At 40.4% G+C, this 24,558-nt stretch carries 19 protein-coding genes, 9 tRNA genes and 2 rRNA genes; 2 read left to right on the top strand and 28 right to left on the bottom strand.

Annotated elements, in window-relative coordinates; translation table 11 throughout:
- Positions 1–30: 30 nt before the first annotated feature.
- From hflX to JFV29_RS29145, 5 genes are all read right to left on the bottom strand, one after another.
- On the bottom strand, positions 31–1,293 hold the full coding sequence (gene hflX / locus JFV29_RS29165; protein ID WP_201188254.1) for a GTPase HflX: 1,263 nt from the start codon (positions 1,291–1,293) through the stop codon (positions 31–33).
- Between the two features lie 625 nt (positions 1,294–1,918).
- Positions 1,919–4,042 (bottom strand): heavy metal translocating P-type ATPase, encoded by a 2,124-nt coding sequence (locus tag JFV29_RS29160; protein WP_201188253.1) that lies wholly within the window; start codon positions 4,040–4,042, stop codon positions 1,919–1,921.
- The gene (locus JFV29_RS29155) at positions 4,035–4,397 is read right to left on the bottom strand and encodes an ArsR/SmtB family transcription factor (protein WP_376107593.1); all 363 of its coding nucleotides are present in this window, start codon (positions 4,395–4,397) and stop codon (positions 4,035–4,037) included. The genes JFV29_RS29160 and JFV29_RS29155 overlap by 8 nt, the downstream gene beginning before the upstream one ends.
- Before the next feature lie 691 nt (positions 4,398–5,088).
- The gene (locus JFV29_RS29150) at positions 5,089–5,289 is read right to left on the bottom strand and encodes a cold-shock protein (RefSeq protein ID WP_034304915.1); all 201 of its coding nucleotides are present in this window, start codon (positions 5,287–5,289) and stop codon (positions 5,089–5,091) included.
- Positions 5,290–5,540: 251 nt separating this feature from the next.
- A complete protein-coding gene (locus tag JFV29_RS29145; protein ID WP_056525955.1) occupies positions 5,541–6,119 on the bottom strand; it encodes a TetR/AcrR family transcriptional regulator in 579 nt (192 codons plus the stop codon).
- Between the two features lie 185 nt (positions 6,120–6,304).
- Here JFV29_RS29145 and JFV29_RS29140 point away from each other — a divergent pair, with 185 nt between their 5' ends.
- The gene (locus tag JFV29_RS29140; RefSeq protein WP_056525958.1) at positions 6,305–7,063 is read left to right on the top strand and encodes an SDR family oxidoreductase; all 759 of its coding nucleotides are present in this window, start codon (positions 6,305–6,307) and stop codon (positions 7,061–7,063) included.
- Positions 7,064–7,124: 61 nt separating this feature from the next.
- Here JFV29_RS29140 and JFV29_RS29135 read toward each other — a convergent pair whose 3' ends face one another.
- The 11 genes from JFV29_RS29135 to sigW all read right to left on the bottom strand — a co-directional run bounded on the left by JFV29_RS29135 (position 7,125) and on the right by sigW (position 18,749).
- A complete protein-coding gene (locus tag JFV29_RS29135) occupies positions 7,125–8,819 on the bottom strand; it encodes a methyl-accepting chemotaxis protein (protein WP_242486992.1) in 1,695 nt (564 codons plus the stop codon).
- Positions 8,820–8,832: 13 nt separating this feature from the next.
- Positions 8,833–10,002 carry an ATP-grasp domain-containing protein gene (locus JFV29_RS29130; protein ID WP_201188252.1) on the bottom strand — a complete coding sequence of 390 codons (1,170 nt, stop codon included), beginning with the start codon at positions 10,000–10,002 and terminating at the stop codon, positions 8,833–8,835.
- Between the two features lie 625 nt (positions 10,003–10,627).
- Positions 10,628–10,999: an iron chaperone gene (locus JFV29_RS29125; RefSeq protein ID WP_201188251.1), complete on the bottom strand. Its 372-nt coding sequence runs from the start codon at positions 10,997–10,999 to the stop codon at positions 10,628–10,630.
- A 1-nt stretch (position 11,000) separates the two neighbouring features.
- Positions 11,001–11,147 carry a hypothetical protein gene (locus JFV29_RS29120; RefSeq protein WP_201188250.1) on the bottom strand — a complete coding sequence of 49 codons (147 nt, stop codon included), beginning with the start codon at positions 11,145–11,147 and terminating at the stop codon, positions 11,001–11,003.
- A gap of 366 nt (positions 11,148–11,513) precedes the next feature.
- Positions 11,514–13,316 (bottom strand): glutamine--fructose-6-phosphate transaminase (isomerizing), encoded by a 1,803-nt coding sequence (glmS, locus tag JFV29_RS29115; protein WP_201188249.1) that lies wholly within the window; start codon positions 13,314–13,316, stop codon positions 11,514–11,516.
- Between the two features lie 94 nt (positions 13,317–13,410).
- A complete protein-coding gene (locus tag JFV29_RS30055; RefSeq protein WP_201254159.1) occupies positions 13,411–13,569 on the bottom strand; it encodes a hypothetical protein in 159 nt (52 codons plus the stop codon).
- Positions 13,570–13,765: 196 nt separating this feature from the next.
- Positions 13,766–15,115 (bottom strand): phosphoglucosamine mutase, encoded by a 1,350-nt coding sequence (glmM, locus tag JFV29_RS29110; protein WP_056525971.1) that lies wholly within the window; start codon positions 15,113–15,115, stop codon positions 13,766–13,768.
- Positions 15,116–15,170: 55 nt separating this feature from the next.
- Positions 15,171–16,511, bottom strand: coding sequence for a CdaR family protein (locus JFV29_RS29105; protein WP_201188247.1), 1,341 nt, complete (start codon positions 16,509–16,511; stop codon positions 15,171–15,173).
- The gene (gene cdaA / locus JFV29_RS29100) at positions 16,504–17,328 is read right to left on the bottom strand and encodes a diadenylate cyclase CdaA (protein ID WP_056525977.1); all 825 of its coding nucleotides are present in this window, start codon (positions 17,326–17,328) and stop codon (positions 16,504–16,506) included. Before cdaA ends, JFV29_RS29105 begins: the two co-directional genes overlap by 8 nt.
- 211 nt (positions 17,329–17,539) lie before the next feature.
- Positions 17,540–18,169 carry an anti-sigma factor family protein gene (locus JFV29_RS29095; protein ID WP_201188245.1) on the bottom strand — a complete coding sequence of 210 codons (630 nt, stop codon included), beginning with the start codon at positions 18,167–18,169 and terminating at the stop codon, positions 17,540–17,542.
- A gap of 16 nt (positions 18,170–18,185) precedes the next feature.
- A complete protein-coding gene (gene sigW / locus JFV29_RS29090) occupies positions 18,186–18,749 on the bottom strand; it encodes an RNA polymerase sigma factor SigW (RefSeq protein WP_098176663.1) in 564 nt (187 codons plus the stop codon).
- 172 nt (positions 18,750–18,921) lie between these two features.
- On the opposite strand from sigW, the gene JFV29_RS29085 reads away from it, so the two are divergent.
- Entirely contained in the window at positions 18,922–19,107 is a 186-nt protein-coding gene (locus JFV29_RS29085; protein WP_201188243.1) for an aspartyl-phosphate phosphatase Spo0E family protein, read from the top strand.
- A 132-nt stretch (positions 19,108–19,239) separates the two neighbouring features.
- Here JFV29_RS29085 and rocF read toward each other — a convergent pair whose 3' ends face one another.
- The 12 genes from rocF to JFV29_RS29025 all read right to left on the bottom strand — a co-directional run bounded on the left by rocF (position 19,240) and on the right by JFV29_RS29025 (position 24,440).
- Complete coding sequence (rocF, locus tag JFV29_RS29080; protein ID WP_201188241.1) at positions 19,240–20,142, bottom strand: arginase; 903 nt, start codon at positions 20,140–20,142, stop codon at positions 19,240–19,242.
- Between the two features lie 236 nt (positions 20,143–20,378).
- Positions 20,379–20,454, bottom strand: a tRNA-Ala gene (locus JFV29_RS29075).
- A 20-nt stretch (positions 20,455–20,474) separates the two neighbouring features.
- A tRNA-Gly gene (locus JFV29_RS29070) sits at positions 20,475–20,546 on the bottom strand.
- 3 nt (positions 20,547–20,549) lie between these two features.
- A tRNA-Gln gene (locus JFV29_RS29065) sits at positions 20,550–20,624 on the bottom strand.
- A gap of 103 nt (positions 20,625–20,727) precedes the next feature.
- Positions 20,728–20,811, bottom strand: a tRNA-Tyr gene (locus JFV29_RS29060).
- Positions 20,812–20,829: 18 nt separating this feature from the next.
- Positions 20,830–20,905, bottom strand: a tRNA-Thr gene (locus JFV29_RS29055).
- 19 nt (positions 20,906–20,924) lie between these two features.
- A tRNA-Val gene (locus JFV29_RS29050) sits at positions 20,925–21,000 on the bottom strand.
- An 18-nt stretch (positions 21,001–21,018) separates the two neighbouring features.
- Positions 21,019–21,093: transfer RNA gene (locus tag JFV29_RS29045), tRNA-Glu, on the bottom strand.
- A gap of 29 nt (positions 21,094–21,122) precedes the next feature.
- Positions 21,123–21,195, bottom strand: a tRNA-Thr gene (locus tag JFV29_RS29040).
- A gap of 3 nt (positions 21,196–21,198) precedes the next feature.
- Positions 21,199–21,273 (bottom strand) — tRNA-Asn (locus JFV29_RS29035).
- Between the two features lie 46 nt (positions 21,274–21,319).
- Positions 21,320–21,435: ribosomal RNA gene (gene rrf, locus JFV29_RS29030) — 5S ribosomal RNA — on the bottom strand.
- A gap of 74 nt (positions 21,436–21,509) precedes the next feature.
- Positions 21,510–24,440: ribosomal RNA gene (locus tag JFV29_RS29025) — 23S ribosomal RNA — on the bottom strand.
- Between the last annotated feature and the right edge of the window lie 118 nt (positions 24,441–24,558).

Below are 24,558 nucleotides of genomic sequence, written 5' to 3'. Positions count from 1 at the left end.
CAACTTATACACATATTATCAACAAAACGATTACTTAGAGTTAATAACGTATTGATGATATTTTTCATAATCTGTTTTCTTGCACTCAAGTTTTAATTTAGATCCATTCTCATCATATTCTGTTTCCGTTATATGACCATGCTCATTGAAATAGGATACCAACTGTCCCTGGTCATACGGAATCAGCATCTCACAGCGAATATAGTCTACAAAAACATGTCCTCGGATTTGATCGATCAATTCCTGTATGCCTACTTTGTTTTTCACTGACATATAAACAGAGTCACGATTCACCTGCGGGATATCTATTTCAGTCAGATCTGCTTTATTATAAGCAAAAATAGTTGGAATTTCTTTAATGCCTATATCATTCAAAGTTTGATCTGTAATCTCTATTTGCTGCTCATAATTGGGATTGGAAAAATCAACAACATGAATCAATAAGTCAGCTTCGACCACTTCTTCTAAGGTTGAACGGAACGCTTTCACAAGATGATGCGGTAGTTTTGAAACAAAACCAACCGTGTCCGTCAGTAAAAATTCCTTATTATCCGGCAAAGGAATGTTTCGCACGGAAGTCTCAAGCGTAGCAAACAGCATATCCTTTTCCAAAACCTGCTTTTCGGTTGTTGGGTAAAACATTTCAATCAAAGCGTTCATGATCGAGGATTTCCCTGCATTCGTATAACCGACTAAAGAAACGACTGGGATGGCATTCTTTTTCCGCTGCTTCCTCTGCGTTTGACGGTGTGCAACAAGTTCTTCCAGTTCTTTATTCAAAACACTTATATTTTCCTCTATTCTCCTACGGTCAAGCTCTAACTGCTTTTCCCCAGCACCTTTGTTTGTACCAACTCCACCACTCTGACGACCTAATGACTCCCTTAATCCAACGAGACGTGGGAGCATATATTGAAGTTTTGCCAATTCTACCTGAAGCTGGGCTTCCTTTGTTTTTGCTCGGTGTGCAAAAATGTCCAGAATCAAGATTGTCCGATCAATTACCTTACAATCCATGTCCCTCTCCAGATTCCGAAGTTGTGAAGGCGACAACTGATCATTAAAGATGACGACATTCGCTTCCTTATACTCCACAAGATTTTTTACTTCCTCAATCTTTCCGGTTCCAATAAAATGTGATGAGTTCACCCGATGCAAATTCTGTGTGATCGTCCCGACAACCTCTACCTCACAGGCCTCCGTTAAATTAGCCAATTCCTCCATTGAATAATCAAAATCCTTTTGGCTATTGAGGTTTACCCCAACTAAGATTGCCCTTTGCTCTAATTCCATTCTTTCAAATCCCTTCCTGTAACTGCCATACTCAATTTAACAATCACACAGGATCATCCTATGCCTCATTAAAAGTCAGCCACATTGTAGCACACTACATAGAACATGCATAACGATTGCTTGGCTCTGCATTCAAAAATGTTCTTATTAGGATTCCTTTTACTTAAAAGAAAATTCAACATATTAAATACCAGGCCATATTCAGACCTGGTATTTTTGATATTCTATTGGTTTCTTATTTTCTTTCGACCTTATAGGATTGAATTCTATCGTTTATTAATCGTCCCGCTCTACTTTACCCTCTTTTACCTCGTCATTTTCATTAAGCAACTCGAGCCATAGTGGAAATTCAGATTCAGCTATATATCCGCCTTTTTTATACGATACCAGGACTCTTCCAGTATCGAACCGTTTCTGTACATCCCTTCCTCTTTTCTCAATAATGGTTTCGATAACGATCGATCACTTCATCTGGCGACGTTGTACTCGCCCATTCAATTGCTTTACTGTTGAGTGAAAAACTTCTGAACTGTATGTGAATTATCAGTTTCACATGAAACATTTTGAAGCAGTACAAGAAAAGGCTTCCTTGCACCTTTAAAAGGAACCAGGAAGCCATATTCAATTACTCTTTTATTCTTAGCAATCTAAGACTGTTCAATGTGACCAATAACGTTGCTCCCATGTCTGCAAAAATTGCCATCCACAGTGTTAACCAGCCTGGTGCTATCAATAGTAAAGCCAGAATCTTAATCGCTAACGAAAATGTGATGTTCTGCTTAATAATTTTTAACGTTTTACGACTTAGGCGTATCGTATAAGGCAGCTTTGATAAGTCATCACCCATTAAGGCAATATCTGCGGTTTCAAGGGCGGTGTCCGTCCCCGCTCCCCCCATCGCAATCCCAACCGTGGAAGCCGCTAAAGCCGGTGCATCATTGACACCATCGCCAATCATAGCCACTCGATTATATTTCTGTTTCCATTGTTTGATAAAGGCCAGTTTATCTTGCGGCAATAGCTCCGCTTGAATCTCATGAACGCCAGCTTCTGCTCCAATCGCTTTTGCTGTTCCGATATTATCCCCGGTCAGCATTATCGTTTTTTCAATCCCGAGAGCATGCAGTTTCCGGATTGCTTCCTTACTGCTTTCCCTTATTTCGTCCGCAACTGCAATCAGTGCAAGGAGTTTTATTTGATTGCCAAGCACCATCACCGTTTTTCCTTCATTTTGATAATCATTTATTTGGATACGAACATCTTCAGAAAAGGCTAAACCGCCCTCTTCTTCAAAAAGATGTGGTTTCCCAATGTAATAGACTTCTCTATTTATTGTTCCTTTTATACCTTTACCCGTGATTGCGGTAAAATCCTCGACCACTAGAGAGTGATAGTCCATGTTCTGGCTCTCTGCTTTTTGGAGAATGGCCGTGGCAAGAGGATGTTGTGAACAACTTTCTAAAGCTGCAGCAATCCCTAGAACTTCCTGTTCACTCACCCCGTCAACCAATACCGTGAAATCAGTCACTTCAGGTATTCCCTTTGTCAAAGTACCTGTTTTATCAAACGCAATCGCCTTTATGGCTCCAGCTTCCTCCAAATGGACTCCGCCTTTAATCAGTACACCATTTTTCGCAGCATTTCCGATGGCTGTTACAATTGCAATTGGTGTAGAGATAACTAAAGCACATGGACAACCAACAACCAGCACAGCCAATCCTCGGTAAATCCATTCACTCCATTCCCCGTTTATGACAAGCGGCGGAATAACGGCAATGGCCAACGCTATCAGCATAATGGCGGGCGTATAGAATTTTGCAAATCTATCAACAAATGCCTGGGAAGGAGCTTTTTCAGCCTGAGCTTCTTCAACAAGATGTATGATTTTTGCAATCGTCGTATCCTCTACTCGTTTCGTGACCTCCACTTCCAGCAGTCCTTCACCATTTAAGGTTCCAGCAAATACTTCACCCTCAACCGTTTTAAATATTGGCTCTGATTCCCCTGTAATGGCTGCTTGATTCAGTGTCGAGGCACCTTTCGTGATCCTGCCGTCCATAGCGAGCTTCTGACCGGGTTTGACAATCATGGTGTCGCCCACCTCAATCTCATCAACAGCAACCATCATTTCGTGATGTCCCCTACGAATCAAGGCCTCTTTAGGAGCTATATTCATTAATGATTCTATAGAATTCCGGGCTTTATCCATCGAATATTTTTCCAGCGCTTCACTGATTGCAAACAGAATAACGACTGTTGCTCCCTCGCCCCATTCACCCAGCACAGCTGCTCCAATAATTGCAACCGTCATTAGGGTGTGCATATCAAAGCGCAGTCTGACAAGATTTTTCAGTCCATTGATAAATAGTGAATATCCACCAACTAAAATTGCAGCCGCATAGCCAATCACTGACATGTTGCTTCCATCACCATATTGTTTATCCAATATCCAACTGATTAAAAGAAGGATAGCAGAAAACACTACTTTAATATTTTCTTTTTGCTTCCAAAACGGTTCCTTTTCCATAACCTGTTCTTGTTCATCCCGGATTTTAAGATTATCAAAGGCTCCCGCTTTTTCAATTTCTTCAATTGTTGTACTTCCTTGAATCGAAATCTTCGAAGCCCCGAAGTTGATTTTGGCAACTTTCACTCCCTCAAGGTCACGGACATTATTTTCAAATTTAGCCGCACAATTCGTACAGGATAGACCTTGAATTCGATACGTTTTTGATTGGGATTCAGCCATCGACCCTCACCTCCTGCTGATGTTCTAATGCAATAAGAATTAATTGTTTTATATGATGATCATCTAATGAATAAAATGCTAACTTACCTTCTTTTCGATATTTTACGATTGCATGTTTATATAGGGTACGAAGATGATGTGAGGTTGTCGCCATTGAGGCACCAATGATATTCGCCAAATCACACACACACAACTCCTCATCCGTACATAGCGCATAAGCAATTTTCGCTCTGTTTTCATCACCGATAACTTTAAACAGCTTCGATATACTAGAGATATTCACCTGGCTCATTTCTTCTTGAATGCAGTTCACCTTTACTTCATCATGCAGGTGAACATCACACATATCCTTCATTTCCGCCATCTTCTCACCCCCCTCATTCAAATATGCGTTTGATTATAATATACCATAATTTGCTGAATATTCAAACCTAGATTTGAATGTAAAAGAAACTTACTTCCTCCCCAAAGCAGACTTGATAAAAGCGGCATATATGACTATATATGAAAAACACTGGCTTTTGTTTCAATTTGAACTTCATCCACATACACCAAGATCAGATCAACGCATGACTAGAAATCGTTCATAACTCATAAATTTTATTGTTGTATAAACGAAGAGAGGTCAAAGTGCCTATTTTGGCAACCTGACCTCTGTATTATTATTCTCTATACCTTTATAGGTGTCATAGAAGGCTTCATTCTAAAATGGTTAAGAAATGTCTTATCAAATATCCCCTGAATCGTATCAATTTTTTCTTTAATCATCTTCTAATGAAAAAAAAGATTGAAAGGATATGAGCTTCCCTCATGTCCCTTCAATCTAATGATTTCCGTACTTTCCTATCCCAATGCCTTAATAGAATAAAATAATTAATTTAGTATTTTTTTGAAAAACTATGATATACTTAGTCAAACCTTTTAAGCGTTTTACTTTACTTGTACCATTTACCCTGCTCAATCTTTGAGCAGGTTTTTTTGACTTTCTTTTTACAAAACAAAAAGACAGACCCTATAACTAGGATCTGTCTTTATTTGTTTTGAAATTATGCTTTTTGAACGTTAGAAGCTTGAGGTCCACGTTGACCTTGCTCTACTTCAAAAGTAACTTCTTGACCTTCGTCTAAAGATTTGAAACCTTCGCTTTGGATAGCTGAGAAATGTACGAATACGTCGTCTCCGTTTTCGCGTTCGATGAATCCAAAACCTTTTTCTGCGTTAAACCATTTCACTTTACCTTGTTCCATTGTTGTTGCCTCCTAGTGCATTTAAGCACATTGTATTACTATCCTTGCTCTAAGTCATCATCGAAAACGAAAAGTAGTACTTTTAGTATCCTTAGTACCGAACAAAAATAATTAAGACTAAGCATAACATTAAATGGCAGCGATTGCAAATAGTTTAAGTAAACTTTTTTCAAGCAATTTTTAATACTCTTAAAATTCGACTTCAATCAACTTCTATATACTAAAGTGGGTCGGACCACATAAGCACTTTTTTACTTTTTAGGAACTGTTACTCCTATCGGCCGATAATGTATGATTTTAACAAGTTGCTCAGCCATATATTCAGGTGTATTTTTAAATTCATCCTGTACCCATTGTATGATCATTCCCAATATAGAATAAGCATGATAACTAGCAAGCAAGTCTTTATTAATGGCTTTGTCATCACTTCCTACCAATAAGTCCTCTAGAGATAATTGTTTTATGACAGTCCCCAATCTGTTCTGAAAACCAGACAAGGCCGTTGGCTTCAATATCATTTGGTAAAAGGTCCTATGATTTTCTACATGATGAAAAATACGTATAGTAGAAGACTGCAACCGTTCTATATCCAAAACCTCAATAGTCTTGTAAGGTGCTTGATACGATTCAATTAAGTCATTCATCACGTCATCAATCACGTCATTAAACAAGTCTTCTTTGTACTGAAAATGCTTATAAAAAGTGCCACGATTAAGATCCGCTCGTTGTACGATTTCTGAAATTGTTATTTCTCTAAATTCTTTTTCAACCATTAAAGATATAAGGGCCTCTTTTAATGCAGCTATAGATTTTTTTACCCGCCTATCCATTTCATAACCTCCAACACATTTTAATGCACATACTTTCATTTATTTGTCTATTAATAAACAAATTATGGTTTATTTGCTGATTGTACCTCTTTATATAGGGGATTATAATATAGATATTGAAAGTTAACAAACAAGTGTTCATTAAGTATCCAGTAATTAAACATTATGAATCTGGGGGAACAAATATGAAATTACAAGGGAAAGTAGCCGTTGTTACAGGCGCTGCATCTGGTATGGGGAAAGAAATCGCGGTTCTTTACGCAAAAGAAGGAGCAAAAGTAATCGTTTCGGATATTAATCTAGAAGCGGCACAAGCAGTCGTTTCTGTTATCGAAGCAAACGGTGGCACAGCTGCTTCCATCTTAGCTAACGTTGCTAAAGAAGAGGACGTACAAGCCATGATCGACCTTGCTGTTGAAAAATATGGTACTCTGGACATTTTAGTAAATAATGCAGGCATCATGGATAACTTCATTCCAGCTGCTGAAATTACAGATGAACATTGGGAACGGCAATTTGCAATCAATACAACGAGTGTAATGCGCTCAACAAGAAAAGCCCTTCCAATCTTTCTTGAAAAAGAAGCAGGAGTAATTGTGAACATTGCCTCTGCTGGCGGATTATTCGGTTCAAGAGCAGGTGCTGCCTACACAGCTGCTAAACATGCTGTAATGGGTTTTACAAAAAACGTTGGCTTCCAATATGCAACAAAAGGTATCCGTTGTAACGCCGTTGCCCCAGGGGCCGTAGCCACAAATATCGGTACAACCATTAATCAGCCAAATGATTTTGGTATGGAGAGAGCAATGGTTGGAATCAACGTCAACCCTCGTGTGGGAGATGCTACAGAGATTGCTAAAGTAGCTTTATTCCTGGCTTCTGATGACTCGAGCTTCGTGAATGGAACAGTTGTTACAGCTGATGCCGGCTGGACTGCTTATTAATTTATAAAAAACTCACTGACGCCTTTCTCAGTGAGTTTTTTTAATGATTATCTTACCTTTTTTATTTTTCGGTAATAAACTTTTCGACCATTTCCTCTAATAAGGCTGATTCTTTTGCCAAGTCTCTGTTTTGTGCCTTTAATCCGGTCATAATGTTACTTTGTTGAATAGCAGCAGCAGAAATTTGTTCAGTTGTTGCTACTCCCTCTTCTGAGATTGCAGCGATTTCCTGAATAGATGCTAAACTTTCATCTGAGGATACATTAATTTTTTGCGAATGGTGCGCTAATTGTTCTGTTCCTTTCAATAGTTTTTCTACAGAATCAAAAATCTTATTGAAAATCTCACCATTGTTCTCCACTAAGGATACTCCATTTAATATATCTTGGAAGCTCTCATCATTATTTTGGATAACCTTTGCGGTTTGTTCATTAATTCGCATGATAGATTCAGAAATAACATCAATGGATTCATCTGTTTGTACAGCCAGTTTTTGCACTTCGTGGGCAACTACAGCAAAACCTCTGCCTGCATCCCCCGCTCGTGCAGCTTCAATAGAAGCATTCAAGGATAGCAGGTTCGTTTGAGAAGCAATGATTCGTATTAAACCAATCACTTCATTTATCTTAACTACATCCTCTTCCAAGCTCACCAAATTGGCTTTACTCGCTTGGCCATTTCCCATAATTTTATCCATCTGACTCGTTACATCCTGTACTTGTTTACTCCCCTGTTCAGCAAGTTTGTTCGTATGTAGTGTAAATTCGTTCATTGTATTCGTTTGCTCGCTCATTAAACGAATTGTATCCGTTAAATCACTGATCATATTAGAAATTCGGTCAATATGGTGGGCCCGTTCTTCTGAAGCTTTTGCTTCTTCCGTTGTCCCTGTTACGATCTGATCATAGGATTCTACCATCTCTTCAAAAGATTGATGAATGGACACTGTGGTTTTATTCATCGTTTGAGCACGTTCACGGACATTTTGAATAATATGGGACAAGCTCACTCGCATATCTTCAAACCCGTGTGATAGATCCCCAATTTCATCTTGTCGAACACTAGTGATAGGTTTACTTAAATTCCCTACTGCCATTTCACTTGTGAAACCAACTAGTTCATTAACAGGACGGGAAATTTGTCTCCCTATAACATAAGCGCTTATAGCACCCAATAATACTGCACTTATTAAAAATAGAATATTAAAGACAATCATTTTGCTTTTCATCTCAGGAATAAACGAAGCATCCATATCAATACCTACAATAGCATCCGTTCCTTCGATAGGTGTAAAGTAAGACTTGTGTGTGCCCCATTTATCGTTATAGATTTCACTTAACACTTCTTCTTTTCCATTTATCGATTTTGCCTGTTCTGGTGTAAACGGGGATTCCACCATGAAATCCTTGCTGCCATTCAAGGCCACAATGACATCTGAATCATTCTCCCGCTTCAGGACATAAACATATTCAATGCCTTTTCTCTTTTCAACGAAGGCATCTAATTTTCCCAAGATAGCTCCTCCCTGATCTGAAGCATTTTCTATCAAATCCGGATCAATGCTTGCAGCCAAACTGCGGGCATTTTCAGATAGCCGCTCATCAAATTGTGGAAGGACATTTTCATTAATCATATTATTAGTAATATATGAAAAACAAAAATCCATAGCACCTGCAAATAGTACGAACGGAATTATGTAGAATACGAATAATTTAGCTAGTAAAGATCGTTTTGGATTTAGCTTTGAAATTTTCAACCTTACATCCTCCTTAGATTAAAGCCAGCTCTTTTATAGTTAGAAAAGGAAATAAATCTAAATGAAGCAATTGAAGATTCTTGTTCAAATCTTCACTTCTATAAAAGATGATTGCCATACTTCGATCATTTTGAAAAGGAAGCTGTCTATATTCCAAAATATGTTCAAACTCATTTTGAAGTCCTATATGATTAATCCGTTCAACATCTTCTAAATTTATTTCCAATGGAACCTCTGCAAAGAAAAAGCTATAAATATTATCGTCCATCTCTTCCAATATTCGATTCCAATCAGGTTTCGTCCCTAAGAAATAGTGTTCATACATATTCATCCCATAGGCATGATACCCTAGATCTGTTGTGCCCGCTCCCGCAAAACGCAAGGGATTAATTTCTATGGGAATAACCCTGTCTCCCTTTTTGCGAATTTCAAAGTGTACAGGGTAATTCCTTAGGGGTAGAACAGTTTGGACTTTCTTCATAAACTGTAGGGCATCATCATAGATTTCATTTACTGCTATCTTCGACGTGTAATAGATTCGATCGGATGTATCATAATCATCCTTAAATAAACGTTTAAACGCGTTCAATATAATTGGTTCACCATCCTGATTAAAATAACCATCAATGGCATATTCCTCTCCCTGAATCCACTCTTCTATTAAAACAGTCTGAGAACCTACTACTGTTGAATCATACAATCCATCGGAATGCAGTAAATCTTCCTTCAAATGGCTTACGGCTATATCCCAATCCTGTTCATTCTTAACTTTGTGTACCCCTACACTTGAGTAGCCAATATTAGGTTTGATAACCACAGGAAACGGAATTTGTTTTTTATCCATATCACTTATTATGGATAGATCAATTTCTTGGAAATAGAAATCAGGATATAATGATTTCGTTAGATTACGAACCTTACTCTTATCTTTTAATAACTTAGACCATATGTATTCATTGCTATTGGGTTGAAAATGACCTAATAATGTAATGCCATTCTCAGAGTTTGTAAGAATCCTTTTGCCCATTTCCATAGACTTAAAAAACTCCGTATCTTTTTGAATGTTTAGCTTTTCTGATGATAGTGTGTTTCTCCATCGCCCATGCTCCAACACTGGAATCTGCTGTTTCTCTAATACCTTTAGAAGAATTGGTGACACAATGGGCTCATTCAAAATAATCATGTTTTCCACCTAACTTATACTGTTTTATGTATCCCCATAATTAATCGGTTAAAAGTGGTAAGTATTTAGCTTATATAGGCATTTATTATTATTTAATTAAACAATAGTCACAATATAAATAACAATACATAATTCTTTTTACCTAATTTTATCCAAAAAAATACAGAAGCATGTCGATCTTCATTACACGTCCCTCTGAACAGAACAGGTAAATGGTATCTAATGATATTTTTTTGACATAACAAAAAGCCCGGATTCTATCCAGGCATTCCTTTTTCCTATTTTTAAAAGTGATAATAATTTCTTTTACCTATAAACAATATTTATATTCCTTTATTGTCGCAATGGCTCGAAAAAGGAATTTTCCAAAAACCTTTAGAGTACCTTTCTCTATAAGTCCCGCCATTGCACAAAACACCCTTAGGATGGTTGATATTTGGATTTCGCATAACAAGTGAATCTATAAAACTATGAAGGAATAGAGATTACCTAATAATTCATGTACTCTCACCGATTCCTAAAAACAAGCATAAAAAAACGTGCCTTAGAATAAATTCTAAGGTGTTGGTTTTTAATAAAGTTTGATTAAAATTAATTGAACTGAACCCCGAATAATCCGATTTTTTTATTTCCGCCAAAAAGTTGAACAGTCCGTCTTATCCAAAATATTAAACTCGATCATTTTCTCAAGTAATGAGAAATTAACCGGACTATCCCACTGGATACGTATCAACTGCTTGGTGTGATCATGACCAGCCTGCACAATTTCATCAGAAAAATGAATAATCCCTGCCCTTTCAGGGGCAACAGCCAAATGATGTTTGGCTACGCTAAAGCCAATAATAAATGTGCCATGATCGGTAAACATAGGCTGATTCCACGCAATTTTTGGCATTAAATTTGGGAATTTCTTAGTTACCCAAACCAAAACTTCTTCCGTTCGGTCCCGATGTTGCGGGTTATCAATACTCGCTAAATATTCTATAAAAACTTCCATGTCATTCTCTCCTAAAATAAAAAATTATTTTTGAACGATGTAATTTTTCATGCCAATACGTCATGACATCAATTGCACCATTCGCAACCTCATCCGTATCTTTGACAGGATACCTAGACATCTCAAAAATCGCCTTTTGTTCATCCATAGTTTTTTTACTTCTTCTTCAATTTCGACAATGCACAATCGCTTTGCAATCTAACCTCATTGTGTGTTTATATAATAAAGCTGTTTAATTTTGCTCTTAAAGATGCAGCAATTACCTTCCGATAGATTTGATAGATGGTATAAATGACTTTATTATTTTTCAAACAAATTTATTGTCACTGCACACCAATTCCTATTCCTCGGCCTTCTTTAATCCACTTATCAACTTTAGATGTTCTCGCTCTTTTAGGCATAAAAAAACACCCCTTTAGATAATCATATCCAAAGGGGTGAAACGGTGCAACTTTTGAAAAAACGGTTAAACTTTATTTCAAAACTACATAAGGCACGTTATATTCATTCCAGCTTACTCAACCGTTACACTTTTCGCAAGATTACGTGGTTTATCCACGTCACATTCGCGGTGCAAGGCAGCGTAGTACGCAATGAGTTGCATCGGGATAACAGAGATAAGGGGTGTTAATAGTTCGTTCACTTCCGGGATGACAAAGCGATCATCTTCTTCTTCCAACCCATTCATAGAAATAATGCATGGGTTAGCACCACGGGCAACGACTTCTTTGACATTACCACGGATGCTTAGGTTGACGCCTGCTTGCGTAGCAAGAGCTATAACAGGTGTACCTTCTTCAATCAAGGCAATTGTTCCATGTTTAAGCTCACCACCAGCAAAGCCTTCTGCCTGGATGTAAGAGATTTCTTTCAGCTTAAGCGCCCCTTCAAGACCAACATAGTAGTCAAGGGACCGGCCGATGAAGAAGCAGTTTCTTGTAACAGACAAATATTCATGGGCAATAGCTTCCATCTCTTCTTTCGAATCGCATAGAGCTTCCATTGCTGTCGCAACAATTCCAAGCTCCTTAACAAGGTCGAAATCAAACTCTAGGTTACGGAATTGTCCAGAAACATTTGCTAATATAGCCAATACAGCTACTTGAGCTGTGTAAGCTTTTGTAGAGGCAACTGCAATTTCAGGGCCAGCATGCAGCAAGAGCGTATAATCCGCTTCACGTGACAATGTAGAGCCCGGTACGTTTGTAATGGTTAATGCTTTATGACCAAGCGCTTTAATTGCCACTAATACCGCACGGCTATCCGCAGTTTCTCCACTTTGGGATATGAAGATGAAAAGCGGTTTTTTCGATAATATCGGCATGTTGTATGTGAATTCCGATGCTACATGGACTTCAACCGGAATTTCAGTCATTTTTTCGATGAATTGCTTACCAATCAAGCCTGCATGATAGCTAGTTCCACAAGCGACGATATAGATACGGTCAGCCTCAGTTACTGCTTCTGCAATACTATAATCGATTGCCAGTTTGCCTTCTTCATTTTGATAAGCTTGAATAATTTTACGTATGACAGCAGGCTGCTCGTCGACTTCTTTAAGCATATAATGAGGATACGTACCTTTTTCAATATCACTCGCATCCAGTTCAGCAGTGAATGGCTCACGAAAAACTTCTTCGTTAGAAAGATTCTTAATCGTTACCTCTTCATTTGTCACTATAACCATTTCTTTATCCATCAGTTCAAGGAATTGATCTGTGACTTGCAACATAGCCATTGCATCAGAAGCGACAACGTTAAAGTCTTTTCCTACACCAATTAGCAGCGGGCTTTTATTTTTTGCGACAAAAATGGTTTCATCATTTTCAGCATCTAAAAGGGCAATGGCATATGAGCCTTCTAAAAGAGTGAGTGTTTGACGGAACGCCTCTTCTACTTCCATACCATCGTTTACAAACTTCTCTATAAGTTGAACGATGACTTCCGTATCTGTCTCACTTTTAAAAGCAACATCCTTCAAATATTCCCGTTTTAGAATCGCATAGTTTTCAATGACCCCATTATGAACTAAAGTCAAGCGACCTGAATTACTTTGGTGAGGATGAGCATTATCACGACTTGGCACACCATGAGTGGCCCAGCGCGTATGACCTATTCCAGTATGTGCAATAGTTTTTTCATCCACAGCTCCACGGAGGTCTGCAATTCGTCCCTTTTCCTTAAAGATTGTCACACCTGAATCATTTTTGACAGCAATCCCTGAAGAATCGTAACCGCGGTATTCAAGCTTTTCAAGACCTTTTAATAGAATTTCTTTCGCATCATTAAGTCCAATATATCCAACAATTCCACACATAATTTCTGTTCCTCCAACCGATTCGAGGGAACAGGAATGCACGGGGGCATCCCTGCCCCCTCATCTCTGATATTTATTTTTATAAAGGAAATGCTTATAGCCTTTTTTCCCTTTGTGCATTTCCAATCCTTTGTGCAGTAAGTTGCCCTACTGTTTTAAGATTGAAATTACTGCGGCTGTGCACTTCAGCCGGGAGGTATCCGCCGATCATTCGATAAACCTCCTCCTCGTCAACTAAGCCATTCTCGACCAAGCTTAGTTCAGGCGCTTTTGTATTTCCTTTTCTCCCTGCCTACCCTCCTTTAAACAAAATATGTTTTAAATCAGGATAATCATACCTTACAAAAGGGACATAGGTCAATTCTTTGTTACCTTAACCAATGAAAAAAACACTTCTTTATAAAAATATGCATAAAAGGATATTCTGTTCCTTTTATGCATATGATTAGTTATTCGTTTATTCCCATTTCCGCTCTCACCACAGAGACGATGCGATCAACATAACGATTGCATTCTTCTACAGTTGGTGCTTCAGCCATAACACGGACAAGAGGTTCAGTTCCAGATGGTCTAACCAATATACGCCCGTTTCCTTCCATTTCTGCCTCAACATCTTTAATGACTTCCTGCACCTTTTCATTATCAGTTACAGCATGCTTGTCAGTCACTTTAACATTGATAAGCGTCTGTGGATATTTTTTCATCTCATTTGCAAGCTCTGATAAGGGTTTTTGTGTTTCACTCATAATGTTTACAAGCTGTAAGCCTGTCAATAAGCCATCCCCTGTCGTATTGTAGTCCAGGAAGATAATATGCCCGGATTGCTCACCGCCAAGGTTGTAGCCGCCTTTTCGCATCTCTTCTACAACATAGCGATCGCCCACTGCTGTTTGGGCACTTTGTATTCCGTGCTCCTCAAGACCTTTATAAAAACCTAGGTTACTCATGATTGTAGAAACCACAGTCCCCTGTTTCAAACGATTGTTTTCTTTCAAGTATTTCGCACATATATACATAATTTGATCGCCGTCAACTATATTTCCTTTTTCATCTATGGCAATGATGCGGTCGCCGTCACCATCGAAGGCAAGTCCAACATCGGCCCCTTTTTCTTTTAAGAATTCAGCAAGTGCTTCAGGGTGCGTGGAACCTACCTTATCATTGATGTTCAAGCCATTGGGCGATGCCCCCATTGTAGAGATATCTGCATCTAGATCCGCAAACAAATGCATAGCCAAGGATGATGTCGCGCCATGTGCACAATCAAGCGCAACATGAATGCCTGTAAAATCTTCATCGACTGATTGCTTTAAGTACTGGAGATACTTTTGTCCACCTTCGAAATAGTCGTTTAGATGGCCTAAATCTCCGCCTACCGGACGTGGAAGTTCATCTTTTTCTAAATCTAACAATGTTTCAATTTCCGCTTCTTGATCATCCGATAGCTTAAAACCATCCGGACCGAAGAATTTAATGCCGTTATCTGCAACCGGATTATGTGAAGCAGAAATCATAACCCCTGCTTCAGCACTTAACGCCTTTGTTAAATAAGCAACACCTGGTGTTGAAATTACACCAAGACGCATAACTTCAGCCCCAATAGATAATAGACCAGCAACTAGTGCACCTTCCAGCATTTCACCTGAAATACGTGTATCGCGTCCTATCAGCACTTTAGGTTTTTCTGTATTTTTAGTAAGAACGTAGCCGCCAAAACGGCCTAGTTTAAATGCCAACTCCGGTGTTAATTCGCTATTCGCTATACCCCTAACTCCGTCTGTTCCAAAATATTTACCCATCTTTTTATCGCTCCTTCTTCGAATCGTTACTAAATTAAATGATGTTAAAGGAAGGTTATGTTTCTTCTTCGTCTTTTTGAGTAATAGAGACCTTAGCCGTTTTTGAATCTAGTTCCCAATTCACTCCTGCAGGCGCTTTTACTACCAGTTCTACATCATGTATACCTTCATCTAAATTACTCACATCTACTGTAAGTGTAATGTCGTTTTTAGTTATTTCTTTCAAATCATCCGCTTTCCCACGCAAAGTAATGCTTGCTACATCGGATTCCAATTCGGCTTCTTGGTCTTCCTGTATACCTACAGGTTCTATTTTTAAATTGGTGAAAGTTTTAGTCTCGATGGCAGGTGGTTCATCCTCTTCAACTACCTCTTCTTCGACTTTTTCGACTTCTTCGACTGCCTCTACATCCTCTACATTCTCATCTTCTACATCAATTTTTTCTGTATTAATTTTGACCTTTGCCTTACCCAAGGACATTTTTTGTACACTTTCTGGTTTAGTAAGATCCAATTCCAATTCGGCATCTCCATCAATTTTGGAAATATTAACAGGGAGATTTATTTCGCTTATTTGTTCAAGGCTGGCTTCTGACCCATAAAGGATTACCTCTTTTGGATCGACACTTATACTCTTAATACGGATGCCGTCCTTTACTTTTCCAGTTTGCTTAGGTGCAATGGTTACCGTTTTCGACGGGATACTAACTTCTAGTGACACTGCAACTGAAGCAGGTTCAATCGTAACATCCAACTTGTTTAAGTCCCGGTCAAGAGCTTTTACTGTCGCCTTGCCGTTCATCGTTTCGTTAAGACCCTTACTTATTTCAAGATTTGCCTTAACATAGGAAATTTGTTCAATTACATCTTTAGCCCCAGTTATTTTAACAGTTTTAGGGTTGACTGTTGGCTGTCCAGCGGTATAACCCTCTTCAAGTAAAGAATTATTATATTCTGCTTCGACGGAGAATTCCTTCGTCACTCGTTCCTGAACATTGACTTCTGCATATTCAGGCTCGATTGTCGCCACTAACTTTTCGTTTAAATCGCTTATTTTGAAGGTAACAGTTCTGTCTCCCATCGAGATTTCAGGATCAGAAAGGTCTACATATACTTTAAAGTCTCTTTGGTTTTTTGCACTTATCAGTAGGCTTTTAGCTCCCTTTAAAGTAACATCCACCGTTTCTGGTACTCCGCTCACCACCAAATTTTCACGGTCATAGTACACTTCAACCGGTACATTTTCAATGGTTTCCGTACTAATCTCAGGGGCAGTAGATAAACCAAGAGATTTTTTATCTGACTCCATCTCAAAATTAACGGAGATGAATAACAGAGCTGCCAAAGCAAAAGCAACAATTCTCATAAACCATGTACTATTGGTATATTTATCCATTTTTCTTCCCCCTCCAATTCCAGATACTCGAGGAAGTTGTTTTGATATTTTCCACTACCAGTTCACTAGTAAGCATTGCCCTAAATGACTCTTGATTCAAATCTCGGAACAGTTCTCCATTTTTAGTAACAGAGATTCCTCCCGTTTCTTCAGATACAACGATTGTAATACTATCCGTCACTTCACTCATACCAATAGCTGCCCTATGCCGAGTACCAAGTTCTTTTGAAATGAACGGACTTTCTGATAAAGGCAGATAGCAAGCTGCAGCTGCCACCTGGTTATTTTGTAAAATCACTGCACCATCATGGAGCGGCGTATTAGGTATAAAGATATTAATAAGCAACTCTGAAGAAATATAGGACTTTAGAGGAATCCCTGTTTCAACATAATCGCCCAGTGCCGTTCCTTTTTCAATCGTAATCAAGGCTCCAATTCGCCTTTTCGCCATATAAGTGGACGCCTTTAAGATTTCTTCTACTAAACGCTCTTGCTGGTTCTCTTCTGGAACGCTACCTCTTGTAAAGAGCTTCCCACGTCCTAATTGTTCAAGCGCTCTCCTCAGTTCAGGTTGAAAAATGACAAGAATCGCCAGTACTCCCCAATTCATGACTTGTGCCATTAACCATCCAAGTGTATTGAAACCAAACAGGTTGCTTAAGCTTTTTACAATGACTATTACAAAAATTCCTTTGAGCAGCTGTATAGCCTTCGTGCCTCGAATAATAGTTAACAATTTATATATCACAAACCAAACAAGGAGAATATCAATGAAATTTACTACATAGTCCCAAACATTCAAATTGGATAAAGACATGTTGTTTCCTCCAGTCAGTATTACTCCAAATAACAATAACAATCGTTATGTAATAACCTTAATAGTATACCATTTTTTAAATAATACTTCTAAAACTAGTGTGATAAAGTTACATGTTAAGGTCTAATGAAGTAAAAAATTCCCTCCTTTTACAAAGTAAAGCTGAGCGATGGCACCGTATATTGAAAACGATGCATTCGCTCAGCTCATCTTACTCCTTATTCCCTTTTTCTTCTTTAATAGGAAGCACAGACGTTGCGGTATCCTTAATTTTGTACCACATCCACTCAAAAGCTTGGTCAATAACATGGATGCTTCCGGTCACATTCCCCGCCTTAGACATATAATTATGTCCATTAATGACCGTCACATCTCCCTTCACTTCACCTTCAATTCGAATGTTACCGTTTTGAACTACCACATTCCCCTCAACGGTCTCACCTGCAGGCACAATCACCGTTTCTCCTTCGACTAATAAATTAGATTGCTTGGAAACTGAAAAATGTTCGTCCTGATTATATGTGGAAAAAAGAGAACCTGTCATCAATACAATGAACACGGCTGCTGCCGTCATAAAAGGATGGCTTTTTAACCAACGTTTGGCACCCGTTGTTTTCGTTTCCTTTGGCAATTGAGCCATTACCCTTGCTGTAAAGTCATCTGGAGCCTTAATATGGGAGGTACTTTGTACAAGAGCGACTGCCTTTTTCATTTCATGAAAATAATCCCGGCATTCAGCACAAGTATGCAAGTGATCACGTAAAGCTTCTTTATGCTCTGGTTTGATGTCCTCATCTAAATAATCATGCATATAATCAATGATTTCCTCATGGTAGTTCATTTTTCTCACCTTCTTTTTATAAATGGCGTAGTTGTTTACGCAAGGCTTCCCGACCACGATGTATTCTCGTCTTAACCGTGCCGACTGGCAAATCAAGTATTTCACTGATTTCCTTTAACGATAATTCTTCAATGTACTTCAATACGATTACCGACCGATATTTCTCCGGCAACTTCATAATTTCTACTTGAATGGTTTCCTGAAGTTCTAACGATTCAACTTCATCCTCGGGCTTTGCCATATCTGATGCAATTTGGGAATACATATTCAATCCCTCAGTTCCACTAACTTCTGCATCCAAATAGTAATCCGGCTTTTTCTTACGAAGACGGTCAATGCAAAGATTCGTCGCAATACGGTATAACCACGTAGAAAATTTCATTTGTATATTGAAACTACGAATATTCACAAAGGCTCTAACAAAGGCCTCTTGTGCCAAATCTTCTGCTTCTTGCCTGTTTCCGAGCATCCTAAAACATATCTGGAAAACTTTGTCCTTGTATAGTTCGACAATTTCTCCAAATGCATTATGGTCTCCCTTTAATACTTGATTAATTCTCTCTTTAATGAGTGCATCCATTTTCCGGTTTTTACCCCCGCTCATGCGGCTATACGATTATTACGAATCGTAAGCTAAAAGGTTTCATAATTTATTACTTTAATTTTAACAAAGTTTTACAATTTATGTTTAAGAAAAAAAAAACAAGGCTATATAATTAAAAATTGTAAAACCTAAGGGAGTGAATCGCTGTATGACTGCTGAACAAATTTTAGATCATATTGAACTATACAGACAGAAAATGATAATTTTAGCTTCCCGCTCCTCGATGGTTGATAATGAAGTTATTGAAGTAAGCAGTAAACTAGATGTTTTGATCAATCAATACTTCCATTTAACTAAAAATGGAAGTCGGATCGACCGATGTGCTCTAAAGTGAATATGGAGCTGAGATTACAACCATATAAATCTAGATATTATAAAACCATCCTGAAAAATCAACTTACGTCTTCTAGCATATAAAAAACAGTAACCTAACACAAGCTGGTTACTGTTTCTTTTATTTTATCAGTTATACTAGCTTTTCTCCAAATAGCGAGCCCATTAAGGCCACGGCAACGATTGCGGTTTTATTACGTTCATCTAAAATAGGGTTTACCTCAACAAATTCAGCTGATGTAATTAACTCAGACTCCGCCAGCATTTCCATAGCCAAATGACTCTCACGATAACTAATACCACCAATTACCGGTGTTCCTACCCCAGGCGCATCCGCGGGATCTACTCCATCCAGGTCCAAAGAAAGGTGAACACCATCTGTTCTTTCTCTTAAATAATCTATACACTCTTCCATGACTCTAGCCATTCCCATTCGGTCAATTTCATGCATTGTAAACACTTTAATCCCTTTTTCACGTATTAATTCTTTTTCACCTTCATCTAATGAACGTGCCCCGATAATTACGATATTTTCTGGTTTTACTTTAGAAGTTGAACCATGAATATTGACTAGATCGGGATGGCCAAGCCCCATACTGACAGCCAGAGGCATACCATGTATATTCCCTGATGGTGAAGTTTCCTCCGTATTTAAATCTCCATGTGCATCATACCAAATTACACCTACATTTTCATAGTGCTTCGAAACCCCTGCGAGTGTTCCGATGGCTATCGAATGGTCTCCCCCAAGAACGAGCGGGAAAGATCCGTCTTGTATAATTTTATCTACTCTTGTTGCTAATTGAATGTTTCCCTTAGCAACTAGCGATAAGTTTTTTAAATTTGTACCAGATTTCTGTGCATTTTCAGGGCGTCCTACTACTATATCTCCTAAATCCTCAACTTCTATTTTTAATCGTTCAAGCCGTTCGACAATCCCTGCACAGCGGATTGCACTCGGTCCCATATCAACCCCTCGTCTCGCCTGACCAAGATCCATAGGTAGACCGATAATGGAAATTTTCTGAATAGACATATAATTCCCCCTTTCTACCATTTTATATCTTATATGCCTAGTGGTTCAACTGAACATTTATATGTATAAAGATGCAGCTAATTAGCTTTTTTACAGTATTTACTCTTTGTCTTAAAATCCCTAATTGAACCGTTCTCTTATTAGAAGGTAAAAGTAATAAAAGTTAGATATTTAAAATAAAAAAAGTCTTAAGCCGTAATCGGCTTAAGACGTAAGTTTTAGTGTATGTAGTTAGATGGTGGAGCCTAGCGGGATCGAACCGCTGACCTCCTGCGTGCAAGGCAGGCGCTCTCCCAGCTGAGCTAAGGCCCCTAAAGGAATAATATATAGTAAGCGGAAGACGGGATTCGAACCCGCGACCCCAACCTTGGCAAGGTTGTATTCTACCACTGAACTACTTCGGCAAATGGCTGGGCTAGAAGGGATCGAACCTTCGCATGACGGAATCAAAATCCGTTGCCTTACCGCTTGGCTATAGCCCAATATATAATATGTATAATTAATATTCAACAAAATAAAAAGGTGGTAATCATATATTTCCCTTTTACAGAGAATATATAACTGATCCACAGGTTTTTATTAAAATGGTGGAGGGGGGCAGATTCGAACTGCCGAACCCGAAGGAGCGGATTTACAGTCCGCCGCGTTTAGCCACTTCGCTACCCCTCCGCAATATATGGTTGTAAATGGTGCCGGCAAGAGGACTTGAACCCCCAACCTACTGATTACAAGTCAGTTGCTCTACCAGTTGAGCTACACCGGCAAATATTTTTAAAATAAAATGGTGGAGGATGACGGGATCGAACCGCCGACCCTCTGCTTGTAAGGCAGATGCTCTCCCAGCTGAGCTAATCCTCCGGACTAATAAGTATATAATGGTGACCCGTACGGGATTCGAACCCGTGTTACCGCCGTGAAAGGGCGGTGTCTTAACCGCTTGACCAACGGGCCGATATTTTATGATAATAGATAGATTGGGAAGCTCCCAAGCGGATTCGAACCGCTGACCTCTTCCTTACCATGGAAGTGCTCTACCTACTGAGCTATGGAAGCATATGGCTCCGCAGGTAGGACTCGAACCTACGACCGTTCGGTTAACAGCCGAATGCTCTACCACTGAGCTACTGCGGAATAATATAATGTTTCCTAATACTCATTTAAAGATTTTAAATGAATAGCCTGGCAACGTCCTACTCTCACAGGGGGAAACCCCCAACTACCATCGGCGCTGAAGAACTTAACTTCCGTGTTCGGAATGGGAACGGGTGTGACCTCTTCGCCATCATTGCCAGACTATATTCATTTTTTTGAAGAAATTTTCATTCCTTCAAAACTAGATAATAAGAAGGTATTTCATTTTTTAAAGCGTGGTTAAGTCCTCGATCTATTAGTATCAGTCAGCTCCACATGTCGCCACGCTTCCACCTCTGACCTATCAACCTGATCATCTTTCAGGGATCTTACTAGCTTGCGCTATGGGAAATCTCATCTCGAGGGGGGCTTCATGCTTAGATGCTTTCAGCACTTATCCCGTCCGCACGTAGCTACCCAGCTATGCCTTTGGCAAGACAACTGGTACACCAGCGGTGCGTCCATCCCGGTCCTCTCGTACTAAGGACAGCTCCTCTCAAATTTCCTGCGCCCGCGACGGATAGGGACCGAACTGTCTCACGACGTTCTGAACCCAGCTCGCGTACCGCTTTAATGGGCGAACAGCCCAACCCTTGGGACCGACTACAGCCCCAGGATGCGATGAGCCGACATCGAGGTGCCAAACCTCCCCGTCGATGTGGACTCTTGGGGGAGATAAGCCTGTTATCCCCGGGGTAGCTTTTATCCGTTGAGCGATGGCCCTTCCATGCGGAACCACCGGATCACTAAGCCCGACTTTCGTCCCTGCTCGACTTGTAGGTCTCGCAGTCAAGCTCCCTTGTGCCTTTACACTCTACGAATGATTTCCAACCATTCTGAGGGAACCTTTGGGCGCCTCCGTTACTCTTTAGGAGGCGACCGCCCCAGTCAAACTGCCCACCTGACACTGTCTCCCACCCCGATAAGGGGCGCGGGTTAGAATTTCAATACAGCCAGGGTAGTATCCCACCAACGCCTCCACCGAAGCTAGCGCTCCGGCTTCTCAGGCTCCTACCTATCCTGTACAAGCTGTACCAAAATTCAATATCAGGCTGCAGTAAAGCTCCACGGGGTCTTTCCGTCCTGTCGCGGGTAACCTGCATCTTCACAGGTACTATAATTTCACCGAGTCTCTCGTTGAGACAGTGCCCAGATCGTTACACCTTTCGTGCGGGTCGGAACTTACCCGACAAGGAATTTCGCTACCTTAGGACCGTTATAGTTACGGCCGCCGTTTACTGGGGCTTCGGTTCAAAGCTTCGCTTGCGCTAACCTCTCCCCTTAACCTTCCAGCACCGGGCGGTGTCAGCCCCTATACTTCGCCTTGCGGCTTCGCAGAGACCTGTGTTTTTGCTAAACAGTCGCCTGGGCCTATTCACTGCGGCTTTTCCGGGCTATTCACCCTAAAAGCACCCCTTCTCCCGAAGTTACGGGGTCATTTTGCCGAGTTCCTTAACGAGAGTTCTCTCGCACACCTTAGGATTCTCTCCTCGCCTACCTGTGTCGGTTTGCGGTACGGGCACCTTACATCTCACTAGAGGCTTTTCTTGGCAGCGTGGAATCAGGAACTTCGGTACTATATTTCCCTCGCCATCACAGCTCCGCCTTAATGGAAACGGGATTTGCCTCGTTTCCGGCCTAACTGCTTGGACGCGCATATCCAACAGCGCGCTTACCCTATCCTTCTGCGTCCCCCCATCGTTCAAACGATGTATAGGTGGTACAGGAATATCAACCTGTTGTCCATCGCCTACGCCTTTCGGCCTCGGCTTAGGTCCCGACTAACCCTGAGCGGACGAGCCTTCCTCAGGAAACCTTAGGCATTCGGTGGAAGGGATTCTCACCCTTCTTTCGCTACTCATACCGGCATTCTCACTTCTAAGCGCTCCACCAGTCCTTCCGGTCTGACTTCAACGCCCTTAGAACGCTCTCCTACCATCGACACCATACGGTGTCAATCCACAGCTTCGGTGATACGTTTAGCCCCGGTACATTTTCGGCGCGGAGTCACTCGACCAGTGAGCTATTACGCACTCTTTAAATGATGGCTGCTTCTGAGCCAACATCCTGGTTGTCTAAGCAACTCCACATCCTTTTCCACTTAACGTATACTTTGGGACCTTAGCTGGTGGTCTGGGCTGTTTCCCTTTCGACTACGGATCTTATCACTCGCAGTCTGACTCCCAAGAATAAGTATTTGGCATTCGGAGTTTGACTGAATTCGGTAACCCGTTGGGGGCCCCTAGTCCAATCAGTGCTCTACCTCCAATACTCTCATCTTGAGGCTAGCCCTAAAGCTATTTCGGAGAGAACCAGCTATCTCCAGGTTCGATTGGAATTTCTCCGCTACCCACACCTCATCCCCGCACTTTTCAACGTGCGTGGGTTCGGGCCTCCATTCAGTGTTACCTGAACTTCACCCTGGACATGGGTAGATCACCTGGTTTCGGGTCTACGACCTCATACTCATTCGCCCTATTCAGACTCGCTTTCGCTGCGGCTCCGTCTTATCAACTTAACCTCGCATGAAATCGTAACTCGCCGGTTCATTCTACAAAAGGCACGCCATTACCCATTAACGGGCTTTGACTACTTGTAGGCACACGGTTTCAGGATCTATTTCACTCCCCTTCCGGGGTGCTTTTCACCTTTCCCTCACGGTACTGGTTCACTATCGGTCACTAGGTAGTATTTAGCCTTGGGAGATGGTCCTCCCTGCTTCCGACGGGATTTCTCGTGTCCCGCCGTACTCAGGATCCACTCAGGAGGGAACGAAGTTTCAACTACAGGGTTTTTACCTTCTTTGACGGACCTTTCCAGATCACTTCATTTACCCCGTTCCTTTGTAACTCCATGTTGAGTGTCCTACAACCCCAAGAGGCAAGCCTCTTGGTTTGGGCTAATTCCGTTTCGCTCGCCGCTACTCAGGAAATCGCATTTGCTTTCTCTTCCTCCGGGTACTTAGATGTTTCAGTTCCCCGGGTCTGCCTTCAGTACCCTATGTATTCAGGTAAAGATACTGTTCCATTACGAACAGTGGGTTTCCCCATTCGGAAATCTCCGGATCAAAGCTTACTTACAGCTCCCCGAAGCATATCGGTGTTAGTCCCGTCCTTCATCGGCTCCTAGTGCCAAGGCATCCACCGTGCGCCCTTTCTAACTTAACCGTTAAAAAAGATCTTACTGATGCTTTGAAAAAATTAATTGCCTTCTATCTATTATCTAGTTTTCAAGGAACAAAGAAGAAAGAACTTCCATCACTACGTGATGAGATCTTTCGAATCT

This window comes from Peribacillus sp. TH16 (assembly GCF_016651095.1).
Classification (GTDB): Bacteria; Bacillota; Bacilli; order Bacillales; family DSM-1321; genus Peribacillus; species Peribacillus butanolivorans.
This window is presented reverse-complemented; position numbering and strand designations above follow the sequence as displayed.